The 21,714-nt window shown below is 73.3% G+C and carries 13 protein-coding genes; 9 read left to right on the forward strand and 4 right to left on the reverse strand.

Annotated elements, in window-relative coordinates; all coding sequences use genetic code 11:
• The 5 genes from ACWDN5_RS24345 to ACWDN5_RS24365 all read left to right on the forward strand — a co-directional run.
• Positions 1 to 10,399: amino acid adenylation domain-containing protein (locus ACWDN5_RS24345; RefSeq protein WP_449677881.1), on the forward strand; the 10,399-nt coding region annotated here is incomplete at its 5' end.
• Positions 10,400 to 10,401: 2 nt separating this feature from the next.
• Positions 10,402 to 10,815: an aspartate 1-decarboxylase gene (gene panD, locus ACWDN5_RS24350; protein ID WP_449677882.1), complete on the forward strand. Its 414-nt coding sequence runs from the start codon at positions 10,402 to 10,404 to the stop codon at positions 10,813 to 10,815.
• Between the two features lie 67 nt (positions 10,816 to 10,882).
• Complete coding sequence (locus ACWDN5_RS24355) at positions 10,883 to 11,905, forward strand: ABC transporter substrate-binding protein (RefSeq protein WP_449677883.1); 1,023 nt, start codon at positions 10,883 to 10,885, stop codon at positions 11,903 to 11,905.
• A gap of 11 nt (positions 11,906 to 11,916) precedes the next feature.
• Positions 11,917 to 12,126, forward strand: coding sequence for an MbtH family protein (locus tag ACWDN5_RS24360; protein ID WP_191306322.1), 210 nt, complete (start codon positions 11,917 to 11,919; stop codon positions 12,124 to 12,126).
• A gap of 118 nt (positions 12,127 to 12,244) precedes the next feature.
• Positions 12,245 to 13,126, forward strand: a complete 882-nt coding sequence (locus tag ACWDN5_RS24365) for an RICIN domain-containing protein (RefSeq protein WP_449677884.1) — start codon at positions 12,245 to 12,247, stop codon at positions 13,124 to 13,126.
• A gap of 29 nt (positions 13,127 to 13,155) precedes the next feature.
• On the opposite strand, the gene ACWDN5_RS24370 is transcribed toward ACWDN5_RS24365, so the two are convergent.
• From ACWDN5_RS24370 to ACWDN5_RS24380, 3 genes are read right to left on the reverse strand one after another with little or no spacing between them, the layout of a single operon-like run.
• Positions 13,156 to 14,907 (reverse strand): ABC transporter ATP-binding protein, encoded by a 1,752-nt coding sequence (locus ACWDN5_RS24370; RefSeq protein ID WP_449677885.1) that lies wholly within the window; start codon positions 14,905 to 14,907, stop codon positions 13,156 to 13,158.
• Positions 14,904 to 16,574 (reverse strand): ABC transporter ATP-binding protein, encoded by a 1,671-nt coding sequence (locus ACWDN5_RS24375; RefSeq protein ID WP_310973064.1) that lies wholly within the window; start codon positions 16,572 to 16,574, stop codon positions 14,904 to 14,906. The genes ACWDN5_RS24370 and ACWDN5_RS24375 overlap by 4 nt, the downstream gene beginning before the upstream one ends.
• Before the next feature lie 53 nt (positions 16,575 to 16,627).
• Positions 16,628 to 17,488, reverse strand: coding sequence for a DMT family protein (locus ACWDN5_RS24380; protein WP_310973063.1), 861 nt, complete (start codon positions 17,486 to 17,488; stop codon positions 16,628 to 16,630).
• Between the two features lie 44 nt (positions 17,489 to 17,532).
• Between ACWDN5_RS24380 and ACWDN5_RS24385 the strand changes: the two genes are divergently transcribed.
• Both ACWDN5_RS24385 and srmL read left to right on the forward strand, forming a co-directional pair.
• Entirely contained in the window at positions 17,533 to 18,045 is a 513-nt protein-coding gene (locus ACWDN5_RS24385; protein ID WP_310973062.1) for a DinB family protein, read from the forward strand.
• Positions 18,046 to 18,266: 221 nt separating this feature from the next.
• Positions 18,267 to 19,388 carry a PheS-related mystery ligase SrmL gene (gene srmL, locus ACWDN5_RS24390; protein ID WP_449677886.1) on the forward strand — a complete coding sequence of 374 codons (1,122 nt, stop codon included), beginning with the start codon at positions 18,267 to 18,269 and terminating at the stop codon, positions 19,386 to 19,388.
• Here the strand turns inward: srmL and ACWDN5_RS24395 are convergent.
• Positions 19,357 to 19,968, reverse strand: a complete 612-nt coding sequence (locus ACWDN5_RS24395) for a dihydrofolate reductase family protein (RefSeq protein WP_449677887.1) — start codon at positions 19,966 to 19,968, stop codon at positions 19,357 to 19,359. The two genes, srmL and ACWDN5_RS24395, sit on opposite strands and share 32 nt — an antisense overlap.
• Before the next feature lie 104 nt (positions 19,969 to 20,072).
• On the opposite strand from ACWDN5_RS24395, the gene ACWDN5_RS24400 reads away from it, so the two are divergent.
• The gene (locus tag ACWDN5_RS24400) at positions 20,073 to 20,945 is read left to right on the forward strand and encodes a LysR family transcriptional regulator (RefSeq protein ID WP_449677888.1); all 873 of its coding nucleotides are present in this window, start codon (positions 20,073 to 20,075) and stop codon (positions 20,943 to 20,945) included.
• 10 nt (positions 20,946 to 20,955) lie between these two features.
• Positions 20,956 to 21,666, forward strand: coding sequence for an MBL fold metallo-hydrolase (locus ACWDN5_RS24405; RefSeq protein WP_449677889.1), 711 nt, complete (start codon positions 20,956 to 20,958; stop codon positions 21,664 to 21,666).
• The last annotated feature ends 48 nt before the right edge of the window (positions 21,667 to 21,714 follow it).

A 21,714-nucleotide genomic window follows, 5' to 3' on the forward strand; every position in this document is an offset into this window, starting at 1 on the left:
CACCGCCCAGGGAACCGCGCGGCCGCCGCTGGTGCGCGCGAGCCGGCCGGACCTCGTCCCGCTGTCCGGCGCCCAGCAGCGGCTGTGGTTCCTGCACCACCTCGAAGGACCGTCGGCCACCTACAACGTCCCGCTGATCATGCGCCTGGAAGGCGACCTCGACGTCGCCGCGCTGCGCCGGGCGCTCTCGGACGTGGTCGCCCGCCACGAGGCCCTGCGCACCCGGTTCCCGCAGCGCGACGGCGTCCCGTACCAGGACATCCTCCCGGCCGGGGACGTCGAGCTGCCCGTCCGCGAGGTCACCGGCCTCGGCGAGGCCCTGACCGGCCTGGTCCGCGGCTCGTTCGACCTGGAACGGCACGCGCCGATGCGCGCGGAGCTCCTACGGATCCATGCCCGCGAGCACGTCTTCGCCCTGGTGTTCCACCACATCGCCTCCGACGGCTGGTCGATGGCCCCGCTGTGGCGCGACATCGCCACGGCCTACGCCGCCCGCCGGGCCGATGACGCTCCACAGTGGACGCCGTTGCCGGTGCAGTACGCGGACTACACGCTGTGGCAGCAGGATCTCCTCGGCCGCGAAGACGACCCGGACAGCGTGCTGAGCGCCCAGCTCGACTACTGGCGAGACGCCTTGGCCGGCCTCCCGGACCGGATCGAGCTGCCCCTGGACCGGCCGCACCCGGCGACCGCGACCTTCCGCGGCGAGCTGCACACCTTCACCTGGGACGCCGCCCTCCACGCCGGTCTGGCCGGCCTGGCCCGCGAGAGCGGCGCGAGCGTGTTCATGGTCGTGCACGCGGCCCTCGCCGCCCTGCTCACCCGGCTCGGCGCCGGGACCGACGTGCCGATCGGCTCGCCCATCGCCGGCCGCACCGACCCGGCCCTCGACGATCTCGTCGGGTTCTTCGTCAACACCCTCGTGCTGCGCGTCGACACCGGCGGCGAGCCGACGTTCCGCGAGCTCCTCGCCCGCGTCCGCGAGCGCAACCTCGACGCCTACGCCCACCAGGACGTGCCGTTCGAGCGCCTGGTCGAGGTGCTCAACCCGGCGCGGTCGCTGTCCTACCACCCGCTGTTCCAGGTGATGATCGCCGGGCAGAACAACGCCCGCGCCGAAGTGACCCTGCCCGGCCTCGCCGTCTCGGAGCTCCCGGTGACCACCGGGACGTCGAAGTTCGACCTGTCGATCTCGCTGACCGAACGCGACGCCGGGATCGCCGGCGTCCTGGAGTTCAACGCCGACGTCTTCGACCACGCGAGCGCCGACGGGATCCTGCGCCGCCTCGAAGTGCTGCTGCGCGCGGCCGTGGCCGAGCCCGACCGCCCGGTCGGCGCCCTGGACCTCCTCGACGGGGACGAGCGGGACCGGGTGCTCACCGAATGGGCCGGGTCCCTCGACCCGGCGGGCACCGAGACGTTCCCCGGGCTGTTCGCCCGCCGCGTCGCCGAGGCCCCGGATGCGGTGGCGCTCGTGTTCGAGGACGTCGAACTCACCTACGCCGAGGTGAACGCCCGCGCCAACCGGCTCGCGCACCTGCTGCTTTCTCGTGGCGCCGGGCCGGAGCGGGTGGTCGCGCTGGCCGTACCGCGGTCGCCGGAGATGATCATCGCCGAGCTCGCGGTGCTCAAGGCCGGTGCCGCCTACCTGCCGATCGACGTCGACTACCCGGGCGACCGGATCGCCTGCATGGTCGAGGACGCGGGCCCGGTCTGCGTCGTGACGACCCGGGACGTCGAAGCGAAGCTGCCCGCGTCCCTGCCGCGGGTCCTCCTCGAGGACGCGGCGCTCGCCGGAACGTCCCCGGAGGACCCGAAGGTCACGATCACGCCGGAGAACGCGGCCTACGTGATCTACACGTCCGGCTCGTCCGGGCGGCCCAAGGGCGTCGTCCTCCAGCACTCGGGGGTCGCGAAGCTGGTCGCCACCCAGGTCGAGCGGTTCGGCGTCGGCCCGCACAGCCGGGTGCTGCAGTTCGCCTCGCCGAGTTTCGACGTCGCGTTCTGGGACCTGTGCCTCGGCCTGCTCTCGGGTGGCCGCCTGGTGATCGTCCCGGCCGAGCGGCGGGTCGCGGGCCCGGCGCTCACCGAATACGCCCACGCCCACGGCGTCGACTTCATGATCCTGCCGCCCGCCCTGCTCGACGCGATGCCGGCGGACCTCGACCTGCCGCGCGACAGCGTGCTGCTCGCCGGCACCGAACGCGTGTCGCCGGAGCTGGTGCGCCGCTGGGCGCCGGGCCGCCGGATGTTCAACGCCTACGGCCCGACCGAGGCGACCACCAACTCGACCCTCGGCGAGAGCGACCCGGCCGAGCTGGCGGACGCGACCGTCGTGCCGATCGGGATCCCCGACCCCGGCACCCGGGCGTACGTGCTCGACGCCGGGCTGCGACCGGTCCCGCCCGGCGTGGTGGGGGAGCTGTACCTCGCGGGCTCGGGCCTGGCGCGCGGATACCTCGGGCGGCCGGGGCTGACTTCGGAGCGGTTCGTCGCGGACCCCTTCGGTTCCGGCGGACGGCTGTACCGGACGGGTGACCTGGTGAAATGGCTGCCGGACGGGCGTCTCGTGTTCCTCGGCCGGGCCGACGACCAGGTCAAGATCCGCGGCTACCGCATCGAACTCGGCGAGATCGAGTCCGTGCTCGCCGAGCACCCGGCCGTCGGGCAGACCGTCGTCGTCGCCCAGGACGGGCGGCTCATCGCCTACGCCGTGCCCTCGGCCGGGCGGGACGAAGACGCCGAACGGGACCACGTCGGCGAGTGGCGCGAGCTGCACGAGAACGTCTTCACCGAAGCCGCGGCCGGGGGCCTCGAAGAGAACTTCACCGGCTGGAACTCCAGCTACGACGGCTCCGAAATCCCCCTCGACGAGATGCGCGAGTGGCACGCCGCGACGATCGACCGGATCCGCTCGCTGCGGCCGAAGCGGGTGCTGGAGATCGGCGTCGGCAGCGGCCTGATCCTGTCCCGGATCGCGCCGGACGCCGAGGAGTACTGGGGCGTGGACCTGTCCGAGAAGGCCATCGCCAACCTGCGGCGCGAACTCGCGGCGACGCCGTTCGCGAGCAAGGTCCACCTGGCCGCGCGGCCCGCCCACGACCTCGGTGAGCTGCCGGAGTTCGACACGGTGGTCATCAACTCGGTCGCCCAGTACTTCCCCAGCGTCGGTTACCTCGCCGAAGTCCTCCGCACGGCCGCGGCGCACGTCCGGCCGGGCGGGGTCATCTTTCTCGGCGACATCCGGAACCTGCGGTCCTTGCGGGCGTTCCGGACGGCGACCGAGCTGCGCCACGGCCGCCGCGACGTCGCCGCGGTGGACCAGGCGATCGCCCGCGAAGGCGAGCTGGTCCTGGACCCGGATTTCTTCACGGCCCTGGACCTCGACGGCTTCGACGACGTCGACCTGTGGGTCAAGCGCGGCCACGCCCACAACGAGCTGACCCGCCACCGCTACGACGTCGTCCTGCGGAAGGCTCCGCGACCCGACGCGCCCGAAGAGCTGGTCGTCGGACTCGACGCGCTGGAACCGGCCTTGGCCGCCCGCCCGGCCCGGCTGCGCGTGACCGGCGTGCCCAACGCCCGGCTGTCCGGTGAACTCGCCGCCGTCGCCGCGCTGGCCGCGGGCGACGCCGGGACCGCACTGTCCTCTTTGGAGCAGCGAGATGGCGTGGATCCCGAAACGCTGCACGACCTCGGCGAGCGGCACGGTTACCGCGTGTACGCGACCCTCACCGCGGACGACGGCGCGTTGGAGGTCGTGTTCACGACCGGGTCGCCGCAGCGGGTCTACCGCGGCCGGCCGACCCGGGTCCCCCTCGAAGCGCTGGGCAACCACCCGGCCGGGCAGCGGGACACGAACGCGCTGGTGACGGCCCTGCGTGCGCACGTCCGCGACCGGCTGCCGCAGTACATGGTGCCGTCGGCGTTCGTGCTCCTCGACCGGCTCCCGCTGCTGGCCTCCGGCAAACTCGACCGGCGCGCCCTGCCGAGCCCGGACCAGCAGGCGGCCACCACCGGCCGGGCCCCGCGGACACCGGTCGAAGAAGTCGTGTGCGGGCTGTTCGCCGAGGTCCTCGACACGGCGTCGATCGGCGTCGACGACGACTTCTTCGCCCTCGGCGGGCATTCGCTGATGGCGACCCGCCTGGTCGCCCGGCTGCGCGCGGTCTTCGGCGTCGAACTGCAGGTGCGGTCGGTGTTCGAGACACCGACGGTCGCCGGGCTCGCTGCCGTGCTGGCCGGCTCGGATGCCGGACAAGCCCGGCCCGCCCTGGTGCGCGCCGACCCGCGGCCGGACGTGCTGCCGCTGTCGTTCGCCCAGCAGCGGCTGTGGTTCCTGCACCGCCTGGAAGGCCCGTCGGCGACGTACAACATGCCGACGGCGGTCCGGCTGACCGGCGACCTCGACGTCGACGCGCTGCGCACGGCGCTGTCCGACGTCGTCGAGCGCCACGAAGCCCTGCGCACGGTCTTCCCGGAGATCGACGGGGAAGCCCGGCAGCACGTCCTCGCCGACGTCACGGTCCCGCTGCCGGTCCGCACGGTCACCGAAGCCACGCTCGCCGACGCGGTGTCCGAAGCGGCGGGCACGGTGTTCGAGCTGGAGTCGGAGCTCCCGCTGCGGGCGCAGCTGCTGCGCCTGAGCGCCCGGGAGCACGTCCTGGTGCTGGTGTTCCACCACATCGCCTCCGACGGCTGGTCGACCGCGCCGCTGTGGCGGGACCTCGCGACGGCCTACACCGCCCGGTGCGCCGGCGGACGTCCACAGTGGACGCCGTTGCCGGTGCAGTACGCGGACTACACGCTCTGGCAGCGGGACGTCCTCGGCGAGCCGGTGATCGAACCGCAGCTGGCCTACTGGCGCGAAGCCCTCGCCGGCCTGCCCGAACGGATCGAGCTGCCCACCGACCGCCCGCACCCGCCGGAGGCGTCCTACCGCGGCGAGCAGTTCGCCTTCGGCTGGGACGCCGGGCTCCACAGTGGACTGGTCGAGCTGGCCCGGGCCTGCGGGGCCAGCGTGTTCATGGTCGTGCACGCCGGGCTCACCGCGGTGCTCACCCGGCTCGGCGCGGGCACCGACATCCCGCTCGGCACGTCCATCGCCGGGCGCACCGACGCCGCCCTCGACGACCTCGTCGGCTTCTTCGTCAACACCCTGGTCCTGCGCGTGGACACGAGTGGTGACCCGTCGTTCCGGGAGCTCGTGGCCCGGGTGCGGGACCGCAGCCTCGACGCCTACGCCCACCAGGACGTGCCGTTCGAGCGGCTGGTCGAGACGCTGAACCCGGTCCGGTCCCTCGCCTACCACCCGCTGTTCCAGACGATGCTGGCCTGGCAGAACAACGCCGTCGCCGACCTCGCGCTGCCGGGCCTGGCCGTCGCGGAGGAGCCGGTCCGCACCGGGACCGCGCGCGCCGACCTGACGTTCTTCGTCGGCGAGCGGCCCGGGCACCAGGCCGGCATCCGCGGCACGGCGGAGTACAACAGCGACGTCTTCGACCGCACGAGCGTCGAGGCGCTCCTGGAGCGGCTGCGGACGCTCCTGGCGGCCGTGGTGGCCGACCCGGACACCCGGATCGGCGCCGTCGACCTGCTCACCGCCGCCGAACACGAGCAGCTCGCCGCCGACCCGGCGACCCCGCTGCCCGCGGAGACGACCGCCGAGCTGTTCGCCGCCCAGGCCGCCCGGACGCCGGACGCCCTCGCCTTGACGTTCGGTTCCGAGCGGCTCGGCTACGCCGAGCTGGACACGCGGGCCACGACCCTCGCCCGGGCGCTGCTCGCGCGGGGCGCGCGGCCGGAACGCGTGGTGGCGGTCGCGCTGCCGCGCTCGGTGGACCTGGTCGTCGCGCTGCTGGCGGTGCTCAAGACCGGCGCCGCCTACCTGCCCTTGGACCTCAACCACCCGGCCGAGCGCATCGAGCTGATGCTCACCGATGCGGCCCCGCACCTGGTCGTCGCCGAAGACGGCTTCGGCGACCGGCTCGTGCGGCCCGGCGACACCGGCCCGGAAGCGGCCTGGCCGTCGATCAGCCCGGACCACCCGGCGTACGTGATCTTCACCTCCGGCTCCACCGGACGTCCGAAGGCCGTCGCCGGAACCCAGCGGGCGCTGGCCAACCGGCTGCACTGGGGCCGGGACATCGCCCGGGGCGTGCGCGTGGCCAAGAGCGCGCTGACGTTCATCGACGGCTCCACCGAGCTGCTCGGCGGCCTGGTCGCCGGTGATCCGGTGGTCCTCGCCGACGACAGCACGGCCACCGACCCCCTGGCGCTGGCCGGCTTCGTCCGCGAGTCCGGCGCCCAGGTGCTCACCGTCGTCCCCAGCCTCCTCGACACCTTCGCCGAGGACGCCCCGGCGGGCGCGTTCGACTCGGTGTCCACCTGGATCACCAGCGGCGAACCGCTGTCCGACGCCCTGGCCGAGAAGGTCGCCGCCCGGTGGCCGTCGGCGAAACTGGTCAACCTCTACGGCTGCTCGGAAGTCGCCGGCGACAGCCTGGCCCAGGTCTGCGGCCCGGTGGCCATCGGACGGCCGGTCGCGAACACCCGCGCGTACGTCCTCGACGCGGCGTTGCGGCCGGTGCCGCCGGGGGTGCGTGGCGAGCTGTACCTCGCCGGCGCCGGTGTCGCGCGGGGCTACCTCGGCCGGCCCGCGCTCACCGCCGAACGGTTCGTCGCCTCGCCGTTCGAACCGGGGGAGCGGATGTACCGCACCGGCGACCTGGTCCGCCGCCGCGCCGACGGGGCCCTGGACTTCCTCGGCCGCGCCGACCAGCAGGTCAAGATCCGCGGCTTCCGCGTCGAACCCGGCGAAGTCGAGGCCGTGCTGACGACCGGCGCCGCGGTGGCGCGCGCCGCCGTGATCGCCCGGGAGAACCGGCTGATCGCCTACGTTTCGCCCTCGGGTGACCCGGTCGCGCTGCGGGCGCTGCTCGCCGAGCGCCTGCCGGAGCACCTGGTGCCGTCGGCGATCGTCGTCCTGCCCGAGCTGCCGGTGAACGCCAACGGCAAGCTCGACCGCGCCGCCCTGCCCGACCCGGAGGTCCGGTCGTCCGGACGGCTCGCCCGGACCCCGGCCGAACAGGCGCTGTGCGAACTGTTCGCCGATGTCCTCGGCGTGCCGTCGGTCGGCCCGGACGACGGGTTCTTCACCCTCGGCGGCCATTCGCTGCTGGCGACCCGGCTGGTCAGCCGGATCCGCGCGCTGCTCGGCGTCGAAGTGCCGATCCGGGCGGTGTTCGACGCCCCGACCCCGGCCCGGCTCGCCGAAGCCCTGGACCCCGCGCGGGGCCGCCGCCCGGCGCTGGTCCCGGCCGCGCGCCCGGACGTCCTGCCGCTGTCGTTCGCGCAGCAGCGGCTGTGGTTCCTCGACCGCCTCGACGGGCCGTCCGCGACCTACAACATCCCGTGGGCGTGGGACCTGACCGGCCCGGTCGACGTCGACGCGCTGCGGGCCGCGTTGGGTGACGTCGTGGCGCGTCACGAGGTCCTCCGGACGCTCCTGGTCGAAGAGCAGGGCACGCCCCGGCAGGTCGTCCTCGGCGAGGCCGTCCCGGTGCTGGTCACCGAGACGGCGGCCGGCCTCGACGAGCGCGTCGCCGCGGCGGCGTCGTACCGCTTCACCCTCGACGCCGAGATCCCGATCCGGGCCACGCTAGTCTCGGCCGGACCGGAGCGGCACGTGCTGGTGCTGCTGGTGCACCACATCGCGGGCGACGGCTGGTCGCTGCCGCCGCTGAAGCGGGACCTCGACACCGCCTACGCGGCCCGGCTCCGCGGTGAGCGTCCACAGTGGACGCCGTTGCCGGTGCAATACGCGGACTACACGCTGTGGCAGCGGGAGATGTTCGGCCGCGCCGACGACCCGGACAGCCTCCTCGGCCGGCAGGCCGCGTTCTGGCGGGACACCCTGGCCGGGATCCCCGACGAACTGCCCCTCCCGGCCGACCGGCCACGTCCGGCGCGGTCGACCAACCGCGGCGCCGCCGTGCCGTTCACCGTGCCCGCGTCCGTCCACAAGGGATTGCGGGACCTGGCCCACCGCAGCGACACGAGCACGTTCATGGTCCTGCAGGCGGTGCTGGCCGCGCTGCTGACCCGGCTCGGCGCGGGTACCGACATCCCGCTGGGGACGCCGGTGGCCGGCCGCTCCGACCACGCCCTGGAGGACCTCGCCGGCTTCTTCGTCAACACCCTTGTCCTGCGGACCGACACCGGCGGCGATCCGACGTTCCGGCAGCTGCTGGACCGCGTCCGCGAGGCCGACCTGGCGGCGTACGCCCACCAGGACCTGCCGTTCGAGCACCTCGTCGAGCTGCTCAACCCGCCGCGGTCGCTGTCCCGGCACCCGCTGTTCCAGGTCATGCTCGCGGTCTACCACTCGGGTGCGGAGCCGGAACGGCTGCTCGGGCTGGACGCGGCCTACCGGGACACCGGGCTGCGGCAGGCGAAGTTCGACCTGTCGTTCGACCTGGTCGAGACGCCCGAGGGCATCGACGGCGACCTCGAATACAGCCTCGACCTCTTCGACGAGCCGACCGCCCGGACGCTCACCGAGCGCCTGGTGCGGGTGATGGCGGCGGTCGTCGCCGACCCGGACCGGCCGCTGAGCCGCCTCGACGTCCTCGACGCTCCGGAGCGGGACCGCATCCTGCGTGACTGGGGTACCGGGGCGCCGCTGACACTCTCCGCGCCGACGGTCGTCGACCGGCTGGCCGCCCAGGTGGCGGCGACCCCGGACGCGACCGCGCTGAGCGACGCGACTTCGAGCGTGACGTTCGCGGAGTTCGCCGCGCGGACCGATCGCCTCGCCCGGTGGCTGGCGTCGCAGGGGGCGGGGCCGGAGAAGGTCGTGGCGCTCGTGCTGCCGCGGTCGGCGGCGGTGGTCGAGGCGATCTTCGGCGTGTTCAAGACGGGCGCGGCCTACCTGCCGGTGGACCCGGACCAGCCGGCCGACCGGATCTCGGCGATCCTCGCCGACGCCGGTCCCGCGCTGGTGCTGACCAGCCGTTCGCTGGCTTCGGCCGTTCCCGGTGCGTTGTTCGTCGAGGACATTGTGGACAGTGACGCCGCGCTTGCTCCGCCGTCGCCCGCGAACCCGGCGTACGTGCTCTACACGTCCGGCTCCACGGGCAAGCCCAAGGGCGTGGTCATCCCGCATTCGGGGCTGGTCAACCTGTTCCACAGCCACCGCGAGACGCTCTACCGCCCGGCCGTCGCCGCGGCGGGCGGACGGCGGCTGCGCGTCGGGCACGCGTGGGCGTTCTTCTTCGACGCCTCCTGGCAGCCGCAGCTGTGGCTGCTCGACGGGCACGAGGTGCACGTCGTCGACGACGACACCCGCCGCGACCCTGCGCGGCTGGCGGCGGTGGTGCGCGAGCGCGGCCTCGACTTCCTCGAGCTCACGCCGTCGCACTTCGCGCAGCTGGCCGCGGCCGGGGTGATCGCGGACGGCCGGTGCGCCCTCGGCGTGGTCGGCGTCGGCGGGGAAGCCGTGTCGCAGACGCTGTGGGAGACGCTGTCGTCGATGCCGGACACGGAGGCGTACAACCTCTACGGCCCCACCGAAGCCACGGTGGACGCGCTGGTCGGCCGCTTCGGCGACGCCGACCGGCCGGTGGTCGGCCGTCCGGTGCACAACACCCGCGCGTACGTCCTCGACGGCGGTCTGGCGCCGGTGCCCGCCGGGGTGCCCGGCGAGCTGTACCTGGCCGGCGCCGGGCTGGCCCGCGGCTACCACGGGCGTCCCGGGCTCACCGCCGAACGGTTCGTCGCCTCGCCGTTCCAGCCGGGGGAGCGGATGTACCGCACCGGCGACCTGGTGCGCTGGCGGCCGGACGGGCAGCTGGAGTACCTCGGCCGCACCGACGACCAGGTCAAGCTCCGCGGCTTCCGGATCGAGCCCGGCGAGATCGAGACGGCCCTGACCCGGCACGAGGACGTCTCGCAGGCGCTGGTCGTCGTCCGCGACGAACGGCTGATCGCCTACACGACCCCGGAGACCGCGGATCCGCGGCGGCTGCGGGAGTTCCTCGCCCGCACGCTGCCCGAGTACATGGTGCCCGCGGCGATCGTCCCCCTCGCCGCGTTCCCCGTGACCCCCAACGGGAAGCTGGATCGGGCGGCGTTGCCGGTGCCCGAGTTCGGAACCCGCGGCCGGGCCCCCGGAACGGCCACGGAGAAGGCGCTCTGCGAGATCTTCGCGGAGGTCCTGGACGTCGCCGCCGTCGGCGCGGACGACGACCTGTTCACCCTCGGCGGCCATTCGATGCTGCTGGTGGTCCTGCGCAACCGGATCACCGAGCGGCTCGGGGCCGAACTGCCGATCGCCGAGTTCTTCCGCACCCCCACCGCGGCGGGCCTCGCCGCGCTGTTGACCCCAGACACGGAGTAGACGTGCACCGCACCCTGATGAACGCCAAGATCCACCGCGCCACCGTCACCCAGGCCGACCTGCACTACGTCGGCTCGCTGACCATCGACGCGGACCTGATGGCCGCCGCGGACATCGTCGAAGGGGAGAAGGTCCAGGTCGTCGACATCACCAACGGCGCCCGGCTGGAGACCTACGCCATCACCGGCGAGCCCGGGTCCGGCGTGATCGGCGTCAACGGCGCCGCGGCGCACCTCGTGCACCCCGGCGACCTCGTCATCATCATCACCTACGCGCAGGTGGAGGAGGCCGAGCGGGCCGTGCACCGGCCGCGGGTGGTGCACGTCGACGCGGACAACCGGCAGGTCCACTTCGGGCACGACCCGGCCGAGCCGGTGCCGGGAGCGGAGGCGCAGCTTTCGGGCCGTGGGCGCTGACACAGTTGCTTTTGCGAGGCTTACCTAAATAAGGTATGCCTAAGTTACTGGTCTGCGAGAGGTGCTCATGTCCTTGTTCCCAGCTACCGGGCTCAGCCGGCGTGGTTTCCTGATCGGCGCGGGCGGCCTCGCGGCTGCCGCGGCCCTCACCGCGTGCGGCAGCGGCGACGACAAGCAGGCGGCCGGCGCCTCCGGCCCGTGGGAGTTCACCGACGACCGCGGCCAGAAGGCCGCGCGCGACCAGCGTCCGGCGCGGGTGGTGGCCTACGCCAGCTCGGCCGCCGCGCTCTGGGACTACGGCGTCCGCCCGGTCGGCGTATTCGGCCCGCAGAAGAAGGCCGACGGCGGCAAGGAGATCCAGGCCGGCAACATCGACCTCAACGCCGTCACCTCGATCGGCAACGCCTGGGACGACTTCAGCATGGAGAAGTTCGCCGCGCTGAAGCCGGACCTGGTCGTCACCGGCCTGACCGGCACCAAGCCGACGGACATGTGGGTGCTCACCGACGACCTCGGCCCCAAGGTGCAGCAGGTCGCGCCGATCGTCGCGCTCTCGGAGTACAAGGTCACGCTGCCCAAGGTGATCGAGCGCTACTCGCAGCTGGCGGTCGCGCTGGGCGGCGACGCGAACTCGGAGACCATGATGAAGGCCAAGGAGGACTTCGACAAGGCGTCCGAGGACCTGCGCGCGGCGGCCAAGGAAAAGGCCGGCCTCAAGGTTCTGGTGCTCTACGGCGACAAGGACGGCCTCTACATCGCGAAGCCGGACTTCTTCGCCGACCTCGCGTACTACCGCGAGCTCGGCCTGGACATCGTCTCCGGCGGCGGCAGCGAGGACTACTGGGAGCAGCTGTCGTGGGAGCAGGCGGGCAAGTACCCGGCCGACCTGATCCTGACCGACTCGCGCTCGTACGCGCTGCCGCGGGCCCAGATGACGCAGTTCCCGACCTGGAACCAGCTGCCCGCGGTCAAGGCGAACCAGCTCGGCGACTGGTCGGCCGAGCCGCGCTTCAACCACCTGCTCGCCACGCCGGTCATCCAGCAGCTGACCGCGCTGGTGAAGGGTGCCCGCACGGACATCACCGCCTGAGGAGGCCCGCGATGACCAACCCGTTCGAAGACCCGTCGGCGACGTACCTGGTCCTGGTGAACGCCGAGAACCAGCACAGCCTGTGGCCGGAGTTCGCGGACGTCCCGGCCGGCTGGACGGTCGCCTTCGGCCCGTCGTCCCGTCAGGAGTGCCTGGACCACGTGGAAGCGAACTGGACGGACATGCGCCCGAAATCCCTGGCCGACGCCATGGACGCCTGACCACCTTCCCGAACGACACGCCGGAAGCCGAACGGTTTCCGGCGTGTCGTCCATTCCGGTTCCGGTGACCGGTTAATTCGGTATCCCTCCGCTTGCCGGGATCGGTATCGTCCGCCGGGTGAAATCGAGATCGCGCATTTTCGCCGTCATCGCGGCCACAATCGCCATGGGTCTGGGAGTCACCGCTCCCGCGCTGGCGGAAACCAATCAGACGCTCGAAATCAAGAATGTCGTCCTGGGCAAATGCCTCTCCGTCGGGGCGCCCACCAACGCCTGGGTCACGCTGGAGGACTGCACCGGCGCGAAAACCCAGCAGTGGGAGCGGATCCCCGTGGACGGCGACAAGGTGATCCTTCGCAACCTCGGCGATCGGGGCTGTGTCAAGGGAATGAACAACCTCGCCCGCTTCGAATGCGACGACGAGGACGTGCAGCAGTACTGGGTGCTCGCCGGTGACCAGCTGAAGAACGCCGGCACGGGCCAAGTGGCCGACAGCTACCTCTACGACGACTTCGGCGTGATCCTGCAGAACCCCAGCGGCAGTGACTACCAGCGGTGGCAGTTCACGGTCACCGGGACCGCGCCGGCGCCGCCGGCGGACACGAGCGGCAAGGTTGTCCAGCTCAAAAGCGTTTCGGAGCGCAAGTGCGCCGTGGCCACCGGCACCGCCGTGCGGCTGGCCGACTGCGCCGGCGCGGTGGACCAGAAATTCCAGCGGGTCGAGCTCGGCGGGGGCGTGGTCCAGCTGCGCAACCTCGCCTCCGGCACCTGCCTGCGCACCGGGACGTTCGGACTGCCCCGCGTCGATCTGGTGACGGCCTGCGCTTCGGCCGACCCGGCGCAGCAGTGGCGGGTCGAGCCGGACCTGATCGGCACGTTCCGGGTGCGCAACGTCGCCGGCGGTACTTACCTCACGCCGCGCGGAAGCTCCAACGACATCACGACCTACGAGCGCACTTCCCTGGCGAACTGGCAGAAGTGGAGTCTCACCATCGCCTGAGGCGAATCATGGTGCCGGCCGGCGCGCCCTCAAGCGCGCTGACCGGACCAGGCCGCCCACAGCTTCGCGTACCGGCCACCGGCGGCGACCAGGTCGTCGTGGGTTCCGGACTCCACGACCGCACCCTCGTCGAGGACCACGATCCGGTCGGACGCCGCCGCCTGGGTGAGGCGGTGGGCCACCACCAGCGCCGTGCGTCCCTCCAGGGCCGCCGCGGCCGCCGACTCCAGGACCTTCGAACCCGCGCTGCCCGCCTCCGCCGTGGCCTCGTCGAGGATCGCGATCGGGGGATCCGCCAGCACCAGCCGTACCAGAGCCAGTTGCTGCGCCTGCGTCACCGTCATCTGGTGACCGCCTTCGCCGACGACCGTCGCCAGCCCGTCCGGCAGCGACGAAACCCACGTCAGCGCCCCCACCTTGGCCAGCGCCTCCCGCAGTTCGGCGTCCGTCGCCTCCGGACGGGCCAGCCGCAGGTCGTCGGCGAGCGTCCCCGCGAAGACGTGGACCTCCTGGCTGATCAGCCCGACGGTCCGCCGGGTGGTTTCCGGACCCAGCTCGTCCAGCGGCACACCGCCGAGCGTCACCGAGCCCGCGTCCGGGCGGTGGATGCCGGCGATCAGCTTGGCCAGCGTCGTCTTCCCGGCCCCGCTCGCCCCGACCAGCGCCACCCGTTCCCCGGGCGCGACGCCGAGGTCGACGTCGCGCAGCACCGGATGTCCGTCCACATAGGAGTAGCCGATCCCCGCCGTCTTCACCGAAGCGTCGACCGGCCGTGACGGCTGCGCCGGCGAGGCCTCGGCGGGCAGATCCGCGACGCCGATCAGCCGCGCGAGGCTGGCCGCGGCCGCCTGGGCGTCGTCGACCAGCGCCAGCGCCGTCGTGATCGGCCCGAACAGGCTGTGGAAGTACAGTGCCGCCGCCGTCGCGACACCGACGGTCACCGCGTCCGCGCCCACCAGCACGAACCCGAGCGCGAGCACCGCCGACAGCCCGATGAACTCCGCCAGGTTCAGCCGCGCGTAGAACCGCGTGACCAGGCGGATTCCCTGCAGCGCCAGCGACACCGCCGCGTCGGACCGCGCGCGGACCCGGTCCAGGTGGGTGTCCGCCAGCCGGAACGCGCGGACCGTCTTCGCGCCGCCGATGGTGTCCAGCAGCTGCTGCTGTTGCGTCCCGACCGCCTCGCGCTGCGCGGCGTACAACGGCTTCGCGCGCGGCACGTACCAGCGCACGGTCCACAGCTGGACCGGCACGGCCAGCAGCGCGGCCAGCAGGAACCGCCAGTCCAGCACGGCCAGCGCCCCGAGGGTCAGCACGACCGTCAGCACCGACCGCCCCAGCTCGGGCAGCGCCTGCCGGACGCCCTCGGCGACCACCGAGACGTCGTTCGTCACGCGGGCGGTGAGGTCGCCGGACCCGGCGCGTTCGAGCTGTTCGAGCGGCAGGCCGAGGGCGCGTTCGACGAACCGTTCGCGCAGCTCGGCCAGGATCGTCTCGCCCAGCCGCGCCACCAGCGACACGCCGATCGCCGTCGCCACCGCCTGCGCCACCGCGACGAGCACCAGCCCCACCACGGGCGTGACGAGGTCCGCGGCCGGGCGGCGAGCGGCGACCAGGTCGACGACCCGGCCGAGCAGCGGCGCGGTCAGCAGGCCGATCGCGGTCGCCGCGACGAGCATGGTGAACGCGGCCGCCGCGCGGCCCTTCGCCCGGCCGATGAGCTCGCCGAGGACGGCGCGGATCCGCCGTCCGTCGGCCACGGGCAGGAGTTCGCGGGTCATGACAGCACCGCCGCTCGGTAGTCGGGACGGCCGGCCAGTTCGGTGTGGCTGCCTTCGCCCGCGACCCGTCCGTCGTCGAGCAGGACGACGCGGTCGGTGGCGGCCAGCAGCGCCGGGCTGGTGGTGACGAGGATCGTGGTGCGGCCGCGCCGCAGGTCGGCGAGCCCCGCGGCGATCCGGGCCTCGGTGACGGTGTCGACGGCGGTCGTCGGGTCGTGCAACACCAGCACCGGCGCGTCGGCGGCGAGCGCCCGGGCGAGCGCGACCCGCTGCCGCTGCCCGCCGGAGAGCGACCGCCCGCGTTCGGTGACGGCGGTCGCGACGCCGTCGGGCAGCGCGCTCGCCACCTCGTCGACGGCGGCCGCGGTCATCGCTTCGGCCGTCTTCGGGCCGGTTTCGATGTTCTCGGCGACCGTGCCGGCGAACAGGTCCGCGTCGTGCGCGGCGACCAGCACCACCTCGCGGACCCGGCTTGGGTCCACAGTGGACAGGTCCACCGAGTCGACCGAGACCGAGCCGCCCGCGGGATCGGCGGCGCGGCCCAGGCAGTCGAGGAGGTCCGTCGCGGCGGCCGGGTCGGTGGCCACCACGCCGAGCAGCTCGCCCGGCCGTGCTTCGAAGCCGACGTCGCGCAGGGCGCCGCGGTTCAGCGCGGACAGCTTGACGTGCCCGGCCGCCGGCACCGGCAGCATCGCGTCCCCGGCGCCGACGGCGGGCGGCGCGTTCAGCACGTCGGCGATGCGGGCGGCCGACGCGCGACCCTGCGCGAGTTCGCCGTTGACCCACGAGAAGATCGAGAACGGCGTGATCAGGTACTGCGCGAGCCCGACCGCGGCGACCAGGTCGCCGACGCTGATGTCGCCCGCCGCGGCGAGGTTGCCGCCGACCAGCGCGACCACGGCGATGAAGATGCCGGTGAGCGCCAGCAGCGCGCCGTTGTGCCAGGCCTGGGCGCGGGCCGCGCGCAGCGTCGCCCGCAGCGAGTCCTGGCTGGTCCGGCGGTAGCGGTCGACGGCGGCGCGTTCGGCGCCGACGCCCTTCAGCACGCGCAGCCCGGCGACGAGGTCGGTGGCGACGCCGGAGGCGAACGCCGACCGCTCCTGCTCGGCCTCGCTGCGGCGCTCCAGCGGCTTCCCGATCAGGTGCGCGAGGTACAGCATCGGCGGCGTGCCGAGCAGCACGAGCAGGCCGAGCGGCAGCGACATGGTGAGCAGCGCGACCGCGCTGACCAGCAGCCCGGCCAGGCCGGCGACGCCGAAGGGGAGGACGCCGTTGACGGTGCCGACGCGCTTGGCGTCCGACGTCCCGATGCTCACCAGCTCGCCGGCGAGCGTGCCGGAATCGGCGACGCCGCCGGGGTGCAGCACACGGCGTCCGACGTCCAGGCGCAGGTCGTGGGCCGCGCGTTCGGCGGCGCGCTCGCCGAAGCGGGCGCCGAGCCGGTAGCTGGTGGACAGCGCGGCGAAGAGCACGCCCAGGACGGCCAGCCAGCTCAGCAGCGTGCCGATCGACCCGCCCGTGACGGCCTGGTCGATGACCACGCCGATCACCACCGGGACCAGTGCTTCGCCGCCTTGGTGGCCCGCGGTCAGCAGCGCGGCGAGCGCCACCGACCGTCGTTGCCCGGCGATCGACCGGCGGAGGACCTGCCGTCCCGTCGTGCGCACCCGCGCCTCCCTCTCCAGAGCTGGGATAGGTAAGGCTAGTCTAAGTAAAGAAGTTACGGGAACACGGTCGGCTTCGTCTCGGAACGCGGTTCGGTCGCCGGTTCGCCGAACCGGGCCAGCGCGAGCGCGGCCAGCACGGCGAGGGCGAACCCGGCGACGGCGACGAGCGCGAAGCCGGGCCGGGTGCGGTCGCCGAGGGCGAGCACGCCGACCAGGGACGGGAAGACCGTCTCGCCGAGCACCATCATCGCGGTCGAGGTGGTGACGCTCCCGCGCTGCAACGCCGTCGCGTAGAACAGCATCGCCATCCCGCCGGCGATCGCGACGGTGTAGGTGGCGAGGTCGGTGAGCAGGTCGAGCGGGGCGAGGCTGGGGATGATCCGGCCGGCGATGGCGACGACGCCGAAGCACAATCCGGCGACGAGCCCCAGCGCCGGGGTCCGGATCCGGCGGCTCGCCTTACCCGCGGCGATCCCGGCCACGGCGAGCACGGCGACCGCGCCCACCAGGCCGAGGCGGAAGCCGAGCCCGACGGGGTCCGAGCCCTCGCTTTCGGCGGCGGTGCCGAGCAGGGCGAGCCCGGCGCACACGACGCCGACGGCCGCCCACTCCTTCTTGCCGAGCCGCACGCCGAGGAACCGGGCGGCGACGGCGGTCACGGCGAGGCTCGCGGCCAGCGCGGCCTGGACGACGAACAGCGGCAGGACGTGCAGGGCGGCGATCTGCGCGACGAACCCGAGGACGTCGAGGGAGAGGCCGAGCACGAACTTCCACTGGCCGAGCACGCGGACCAACAGTTTCGGGTCGACGCCGTCGGCCCCGGTGTCGGTCGCCCGGGCGGCGACCGATTGCATCACCGAAGCCACGCCGTACGCGCATGCCGCGCCGAGGGCGCAGAGCAGTCCCCACCACATGCCGGTCACTCTATTTTGTCGGACCCGTGGGGTACGGTGCGGCCATGTCGAACACGAGTTCGAAGACGCACCGCCAGTGGCCCGCCCCGCTGGCGGCCGACGAGCTGCGTCTCCTGCTGGATTTCCTGCAGTTCCTCCGCGCGACGGCGGTGAACAAGCTGGCGGGGCTGACGGCCGCGCAGGCCTCGGCGACCCCGTTGCCCGCGTCGCCCCGGATGAGCGCGCTGGGGGTGGTGAAGCACCTGACGGCGGTCGAGCGCTGGTGGCTGGCGATCGAGGCGGGCGGGGCGGACCTGCCCTCGCTGTGGGCGGGCAGCCCGGACCCGAGCTGGGACGTCGGCCCGGACGACACGCCGGCTTCGGTGGTGGCGGCGTACAAGGCGGAGTGGGCACGGGTGGAGAAGGCGCTACGCGGGCTGGGCCCGGACGACCGGACGCGGCGGCGGTCGGAGTTCACCGTGCGGTGGGTGGTCGCCCATGTCGTGCAGGAGACGGCCCGCCACGTGGGGCACCTGGACGTGCTGCGCGAGCTGGCCGACGGGGAGGTGGGGGAGTGACCCGACGATGATGGCGGCGCGATCCGGGCGGAAATCCGGGTGACAGGCGCGGCTATCCTGGACTCGTGGCCGTCGTTGCGGAATCCCGCCGATTTACCGGCCCCCTGGCCCGTTCCGGGCGCCAGCGGGGTTCCGGTGCCATGACCGCAGCCTGAACCGCGCCGGGTGTCCGGGCCAGGGGGATCCACGTCCTCAGCCGTCCCGAGCCCGGAGGTTCCGTCATGCCCGAAGCACTCACCCCTGGCCAGCTCGCGCGCGATCTCGCCGTCCGCGACCTCACCGATCCGGCCGGCGGCCCGCATGCCGTCCAGCTCGTCGTCGACCAGGCCGTCGAGGCGCTCGCCGGCCGGTGGCCGTGCGCCGTCCGGCGATGGCCGGGCGAGCGCATCGTCACCGTGGCCGACAACTACGACAACCTCGGCTACGACCCGGCCGACGTCACCCGCGACGCCCGCTACACCCGGTACGTCGACACCGAGCACGTCCTGCGCAGCCACTCCACCGCCCTCGTCCCCGCCGCGCTCCGGGACCTGGCCGCGAACCCGGCCGACGACGTCCTGCTCGTGTGTCCCGGCCTCGTCTACCGCCGCGACAGCATCGACCGGCTGCACAGCGGCACGCCGCACCAGCTCGACCTCTGGCGGATCGTCCGCGGGACCGTCACCCGGGCCGACCTCGAGGACATGGTCGCCGCCCTCGTGCCGGGCCTGCGGTGGCGGCTCGAGCCGCGCCGTCATCCGTACACAGTGGACGGTGCGCAGCTCGACGTCGAACACGACGGGCGCTGGGTCGAGGTCGCCGAGTGCGGCCTCGCCCACCCCGCCGTCCTCGCGCGGGCGGGGCTCGGCGACGGCTGGTCCGGGCTGGCGCTCGGCATGGGCCTCGACCGGATGGTCATGCTGCGCAAGGGCATCCCGGACATCCGGCTGCTGCGCTCCACCGAGCCGGCCGTCGCCGCGCAGCTGACGGACCTCGCGCCCTACCGGCCGGTCTCCGCGCTGCCGCCGGTGCGCCGCGACCTGTCGATCGCGGTGCCGGCGGACGACCGCGCCGAGGACCTCGGCGACCGGGTCCGGGAGGCCCTGGGTGAAGACGTCGTCGAGTCGGTCGAGATCAGGCAGGAGACGCCGTACGCCCGGCTGCCGGCGCAGGCCCGGGCCCGCCTCGGTGCGACGCCGGACCAGAAGAACCTGCTCGTCCGCCTGGTGCTCCGGCCCCTGGACCGGACGCTGTCCGACCAGGAGGCGAACGTCCTCCGGGATCGGGCCTACGCCGCCCTGCACCGGGGGAGCGTCCACGAGTGGGCCGGGCTCACCGGAAGACGCGATAGCGCAGGTGCGTGATCGAGGCCGTCGCCCGCGCGTCGATCTGCTCGAGGTCCAGCGGCGGGACGCCGTCGAAGAGCCGGACGCCGTCGCCGAGGGTGTACGGCGCGATGTGCAGCCGGACCTCGTCGATCAGGCCGGCGGCGAGGTACTGGTTGACGGTGGTCGCGCCGCCGTGGACGGAGATCCCGCCGTCGCCGGCCGCCTCGCGGGCGCGGGCCATCGCGGCCTCGATGCCGTCGGTGACGAAGTGGAACGTGGTGCCGCCCGCCATCGGCTGCGGCTCGCGCGGGTGGTGGGTGAGCACGAACACCGGGCCGTGGTACGGCGGGTTGTCGCCCCACCACCCCGTCCACGGCCGGTCCCACTCGCCGCGCACCGGGCCGAACATGTTGCGCCCCATGATGAACGCCTTGGCCGTCATCATCCGGTCGAACTCGGCGGGGTGCTCGTCGCGGCCTTCGCCGTACCAGGCGTGCAGCTTGTCGCCCCAGCCGTCGCCGCCGTCGTCGCCGAAGGGGCGCTGCTCGGTCTGGTGGTGCCCGGCGGCGTAGCCGTCGAGGGTGATCGTGAGGTCGCAGGTCACCTTGCCGGTCATGTCCGTGTCCTTTACGGTCGGCTGCTCCGGCGCCCAGGATGGCGCAGGGCGCCACATGACGTCCAATGCCAATCGAGCCTGCGATTCATTGGTATTCTCGATGAATGCTGAACCTGGTCCAGCTCAAGGTTCTGGCCGCGGTGGCCCGCCACGGGTCGGTGACCGAAGCGGCCCGGGAACTCCACTATTCGCAGCCGTCGGTCAGCCACCACCTGGCCCGCCTGGAAGCGGCCACCGGCGCCCGGCTCGTGCAGCGGGCCGGCCGCGGAATCCGCCTGACACCGGAAGGCCGGCTGCTGGCCGACCGCGCCGCCGAAATCGCCGGACGCGTGGCCGCGGCGGCCGAAGAACTGGCCGCGCAGGTCGGCCTGCGGTCCGGGCGCGTCCGGCTGGCCGCCAACGCCTCCGCGCTGAGCACCCTCGTTCCGCGGGCGGCCGCGTCGCTGGCGGAGGCGCACCCGGGGCTCGAGCTGAGCCTGTTCGACCGGCATCCCGTCGAAGCACTGGACATGCTGCGCCGAGGCGAACTCGACGTCGCCCTCGTCTTCCAGCTCGCGGGCGCCCCGGCCGAGGAGGACGGGGTCCGGCTCCGCCACCTCGCCGACGACCCGATCCACCTGATCAGCCACCGGCCGGACGACAGCCTCGCCGCCCACCGCGACTCGGCCTGGATCGGCGGCTGCGACCGGTGCCGCGCGGAGCTGACGGCCGTCTGCGCGCAGGCGGGGTTCGTCCCCCGCCTCGGCACGTCCAGCGACGACATGGTCGTGGTGCAGTCCCTGGTCGCGGCGGGTCTCGGAGTCGCGATCCTGCCCGGGCTGGCATTGCAGGCGCACCGCAATCCGGAAATCCACGCGACCGCAATCCCGGGCATCCACCGCGGCATCCACGCGGCCACCTACGGCGACCCACCCGACCCGCCCGCGGTGGCCGCCGTCCTGGCCGCGCTCACCCAGGCCGCCGCCGCGGGCCCGTAGGGTGTCCGGCATGACTGATCGGCTCTACTTCCGGCAGCTGCTCGCCGGCCGCGACTTCGCCGTCGGGGATCCCGTCGCGACGCAGATGGTGAACTTCGCCTACCTCATCGGCGACCGCGAGACCAAGGATGCCGTCATCGTCGATCCCGCCTACGCCGTGCGGGATCTGCTCGACGTGCTGGCTCAGGACGGCATGCGGCTCACCGGGGTGCTGGCCACCCACCACCACCCCGACCACGTCGGCGGCGAGATGCTCGGCTTCTCCCTGCCCGGCATCGCCGAACTGCTCGCCGTCGAGCAGGTGCCGATCCACGTCAACGGCGCCGAAACCGAATGGGTCAAGCGGGTCACCGGTGTCTCCGGCACCGATCTGCGCGCCCACGACCACGACGACGTCCTCGAGGTCGGGGCCATCCCGATCCGGCTGCTGCACACGCCCGGGCACACGCCGGGCAGCCAGTGCTTCCTGGTCGAGGACAAGCTCGTCTCCGGCGACACGCTCTTCCTGGAAGGCTGTGGCCGCACCGACTTCCCCGGCGGCGACGCCGAGGAGATCTACCGCAGCCTGCAGGCGCTCGCTGGCCTGTCCGGCGACCCGGTCGTCTACCCCGGGCACCAGTACTCGGCCGAGCCGTCCGCCGCGCTGTCCGAAGTCAAGCGCAGCAACTTCGTCTACCGGCCGCGGTCGCTCGACGAATGGAAAGTCATGTTCGGCGGCTGAGCCAAGTCGTTCCACGGGCTGAAACACCGGGAGTTCACGGAGTGGGCG

The organism is Amycolatopsis sp. NPDC003731 (genome assembly GCF_053586895.1).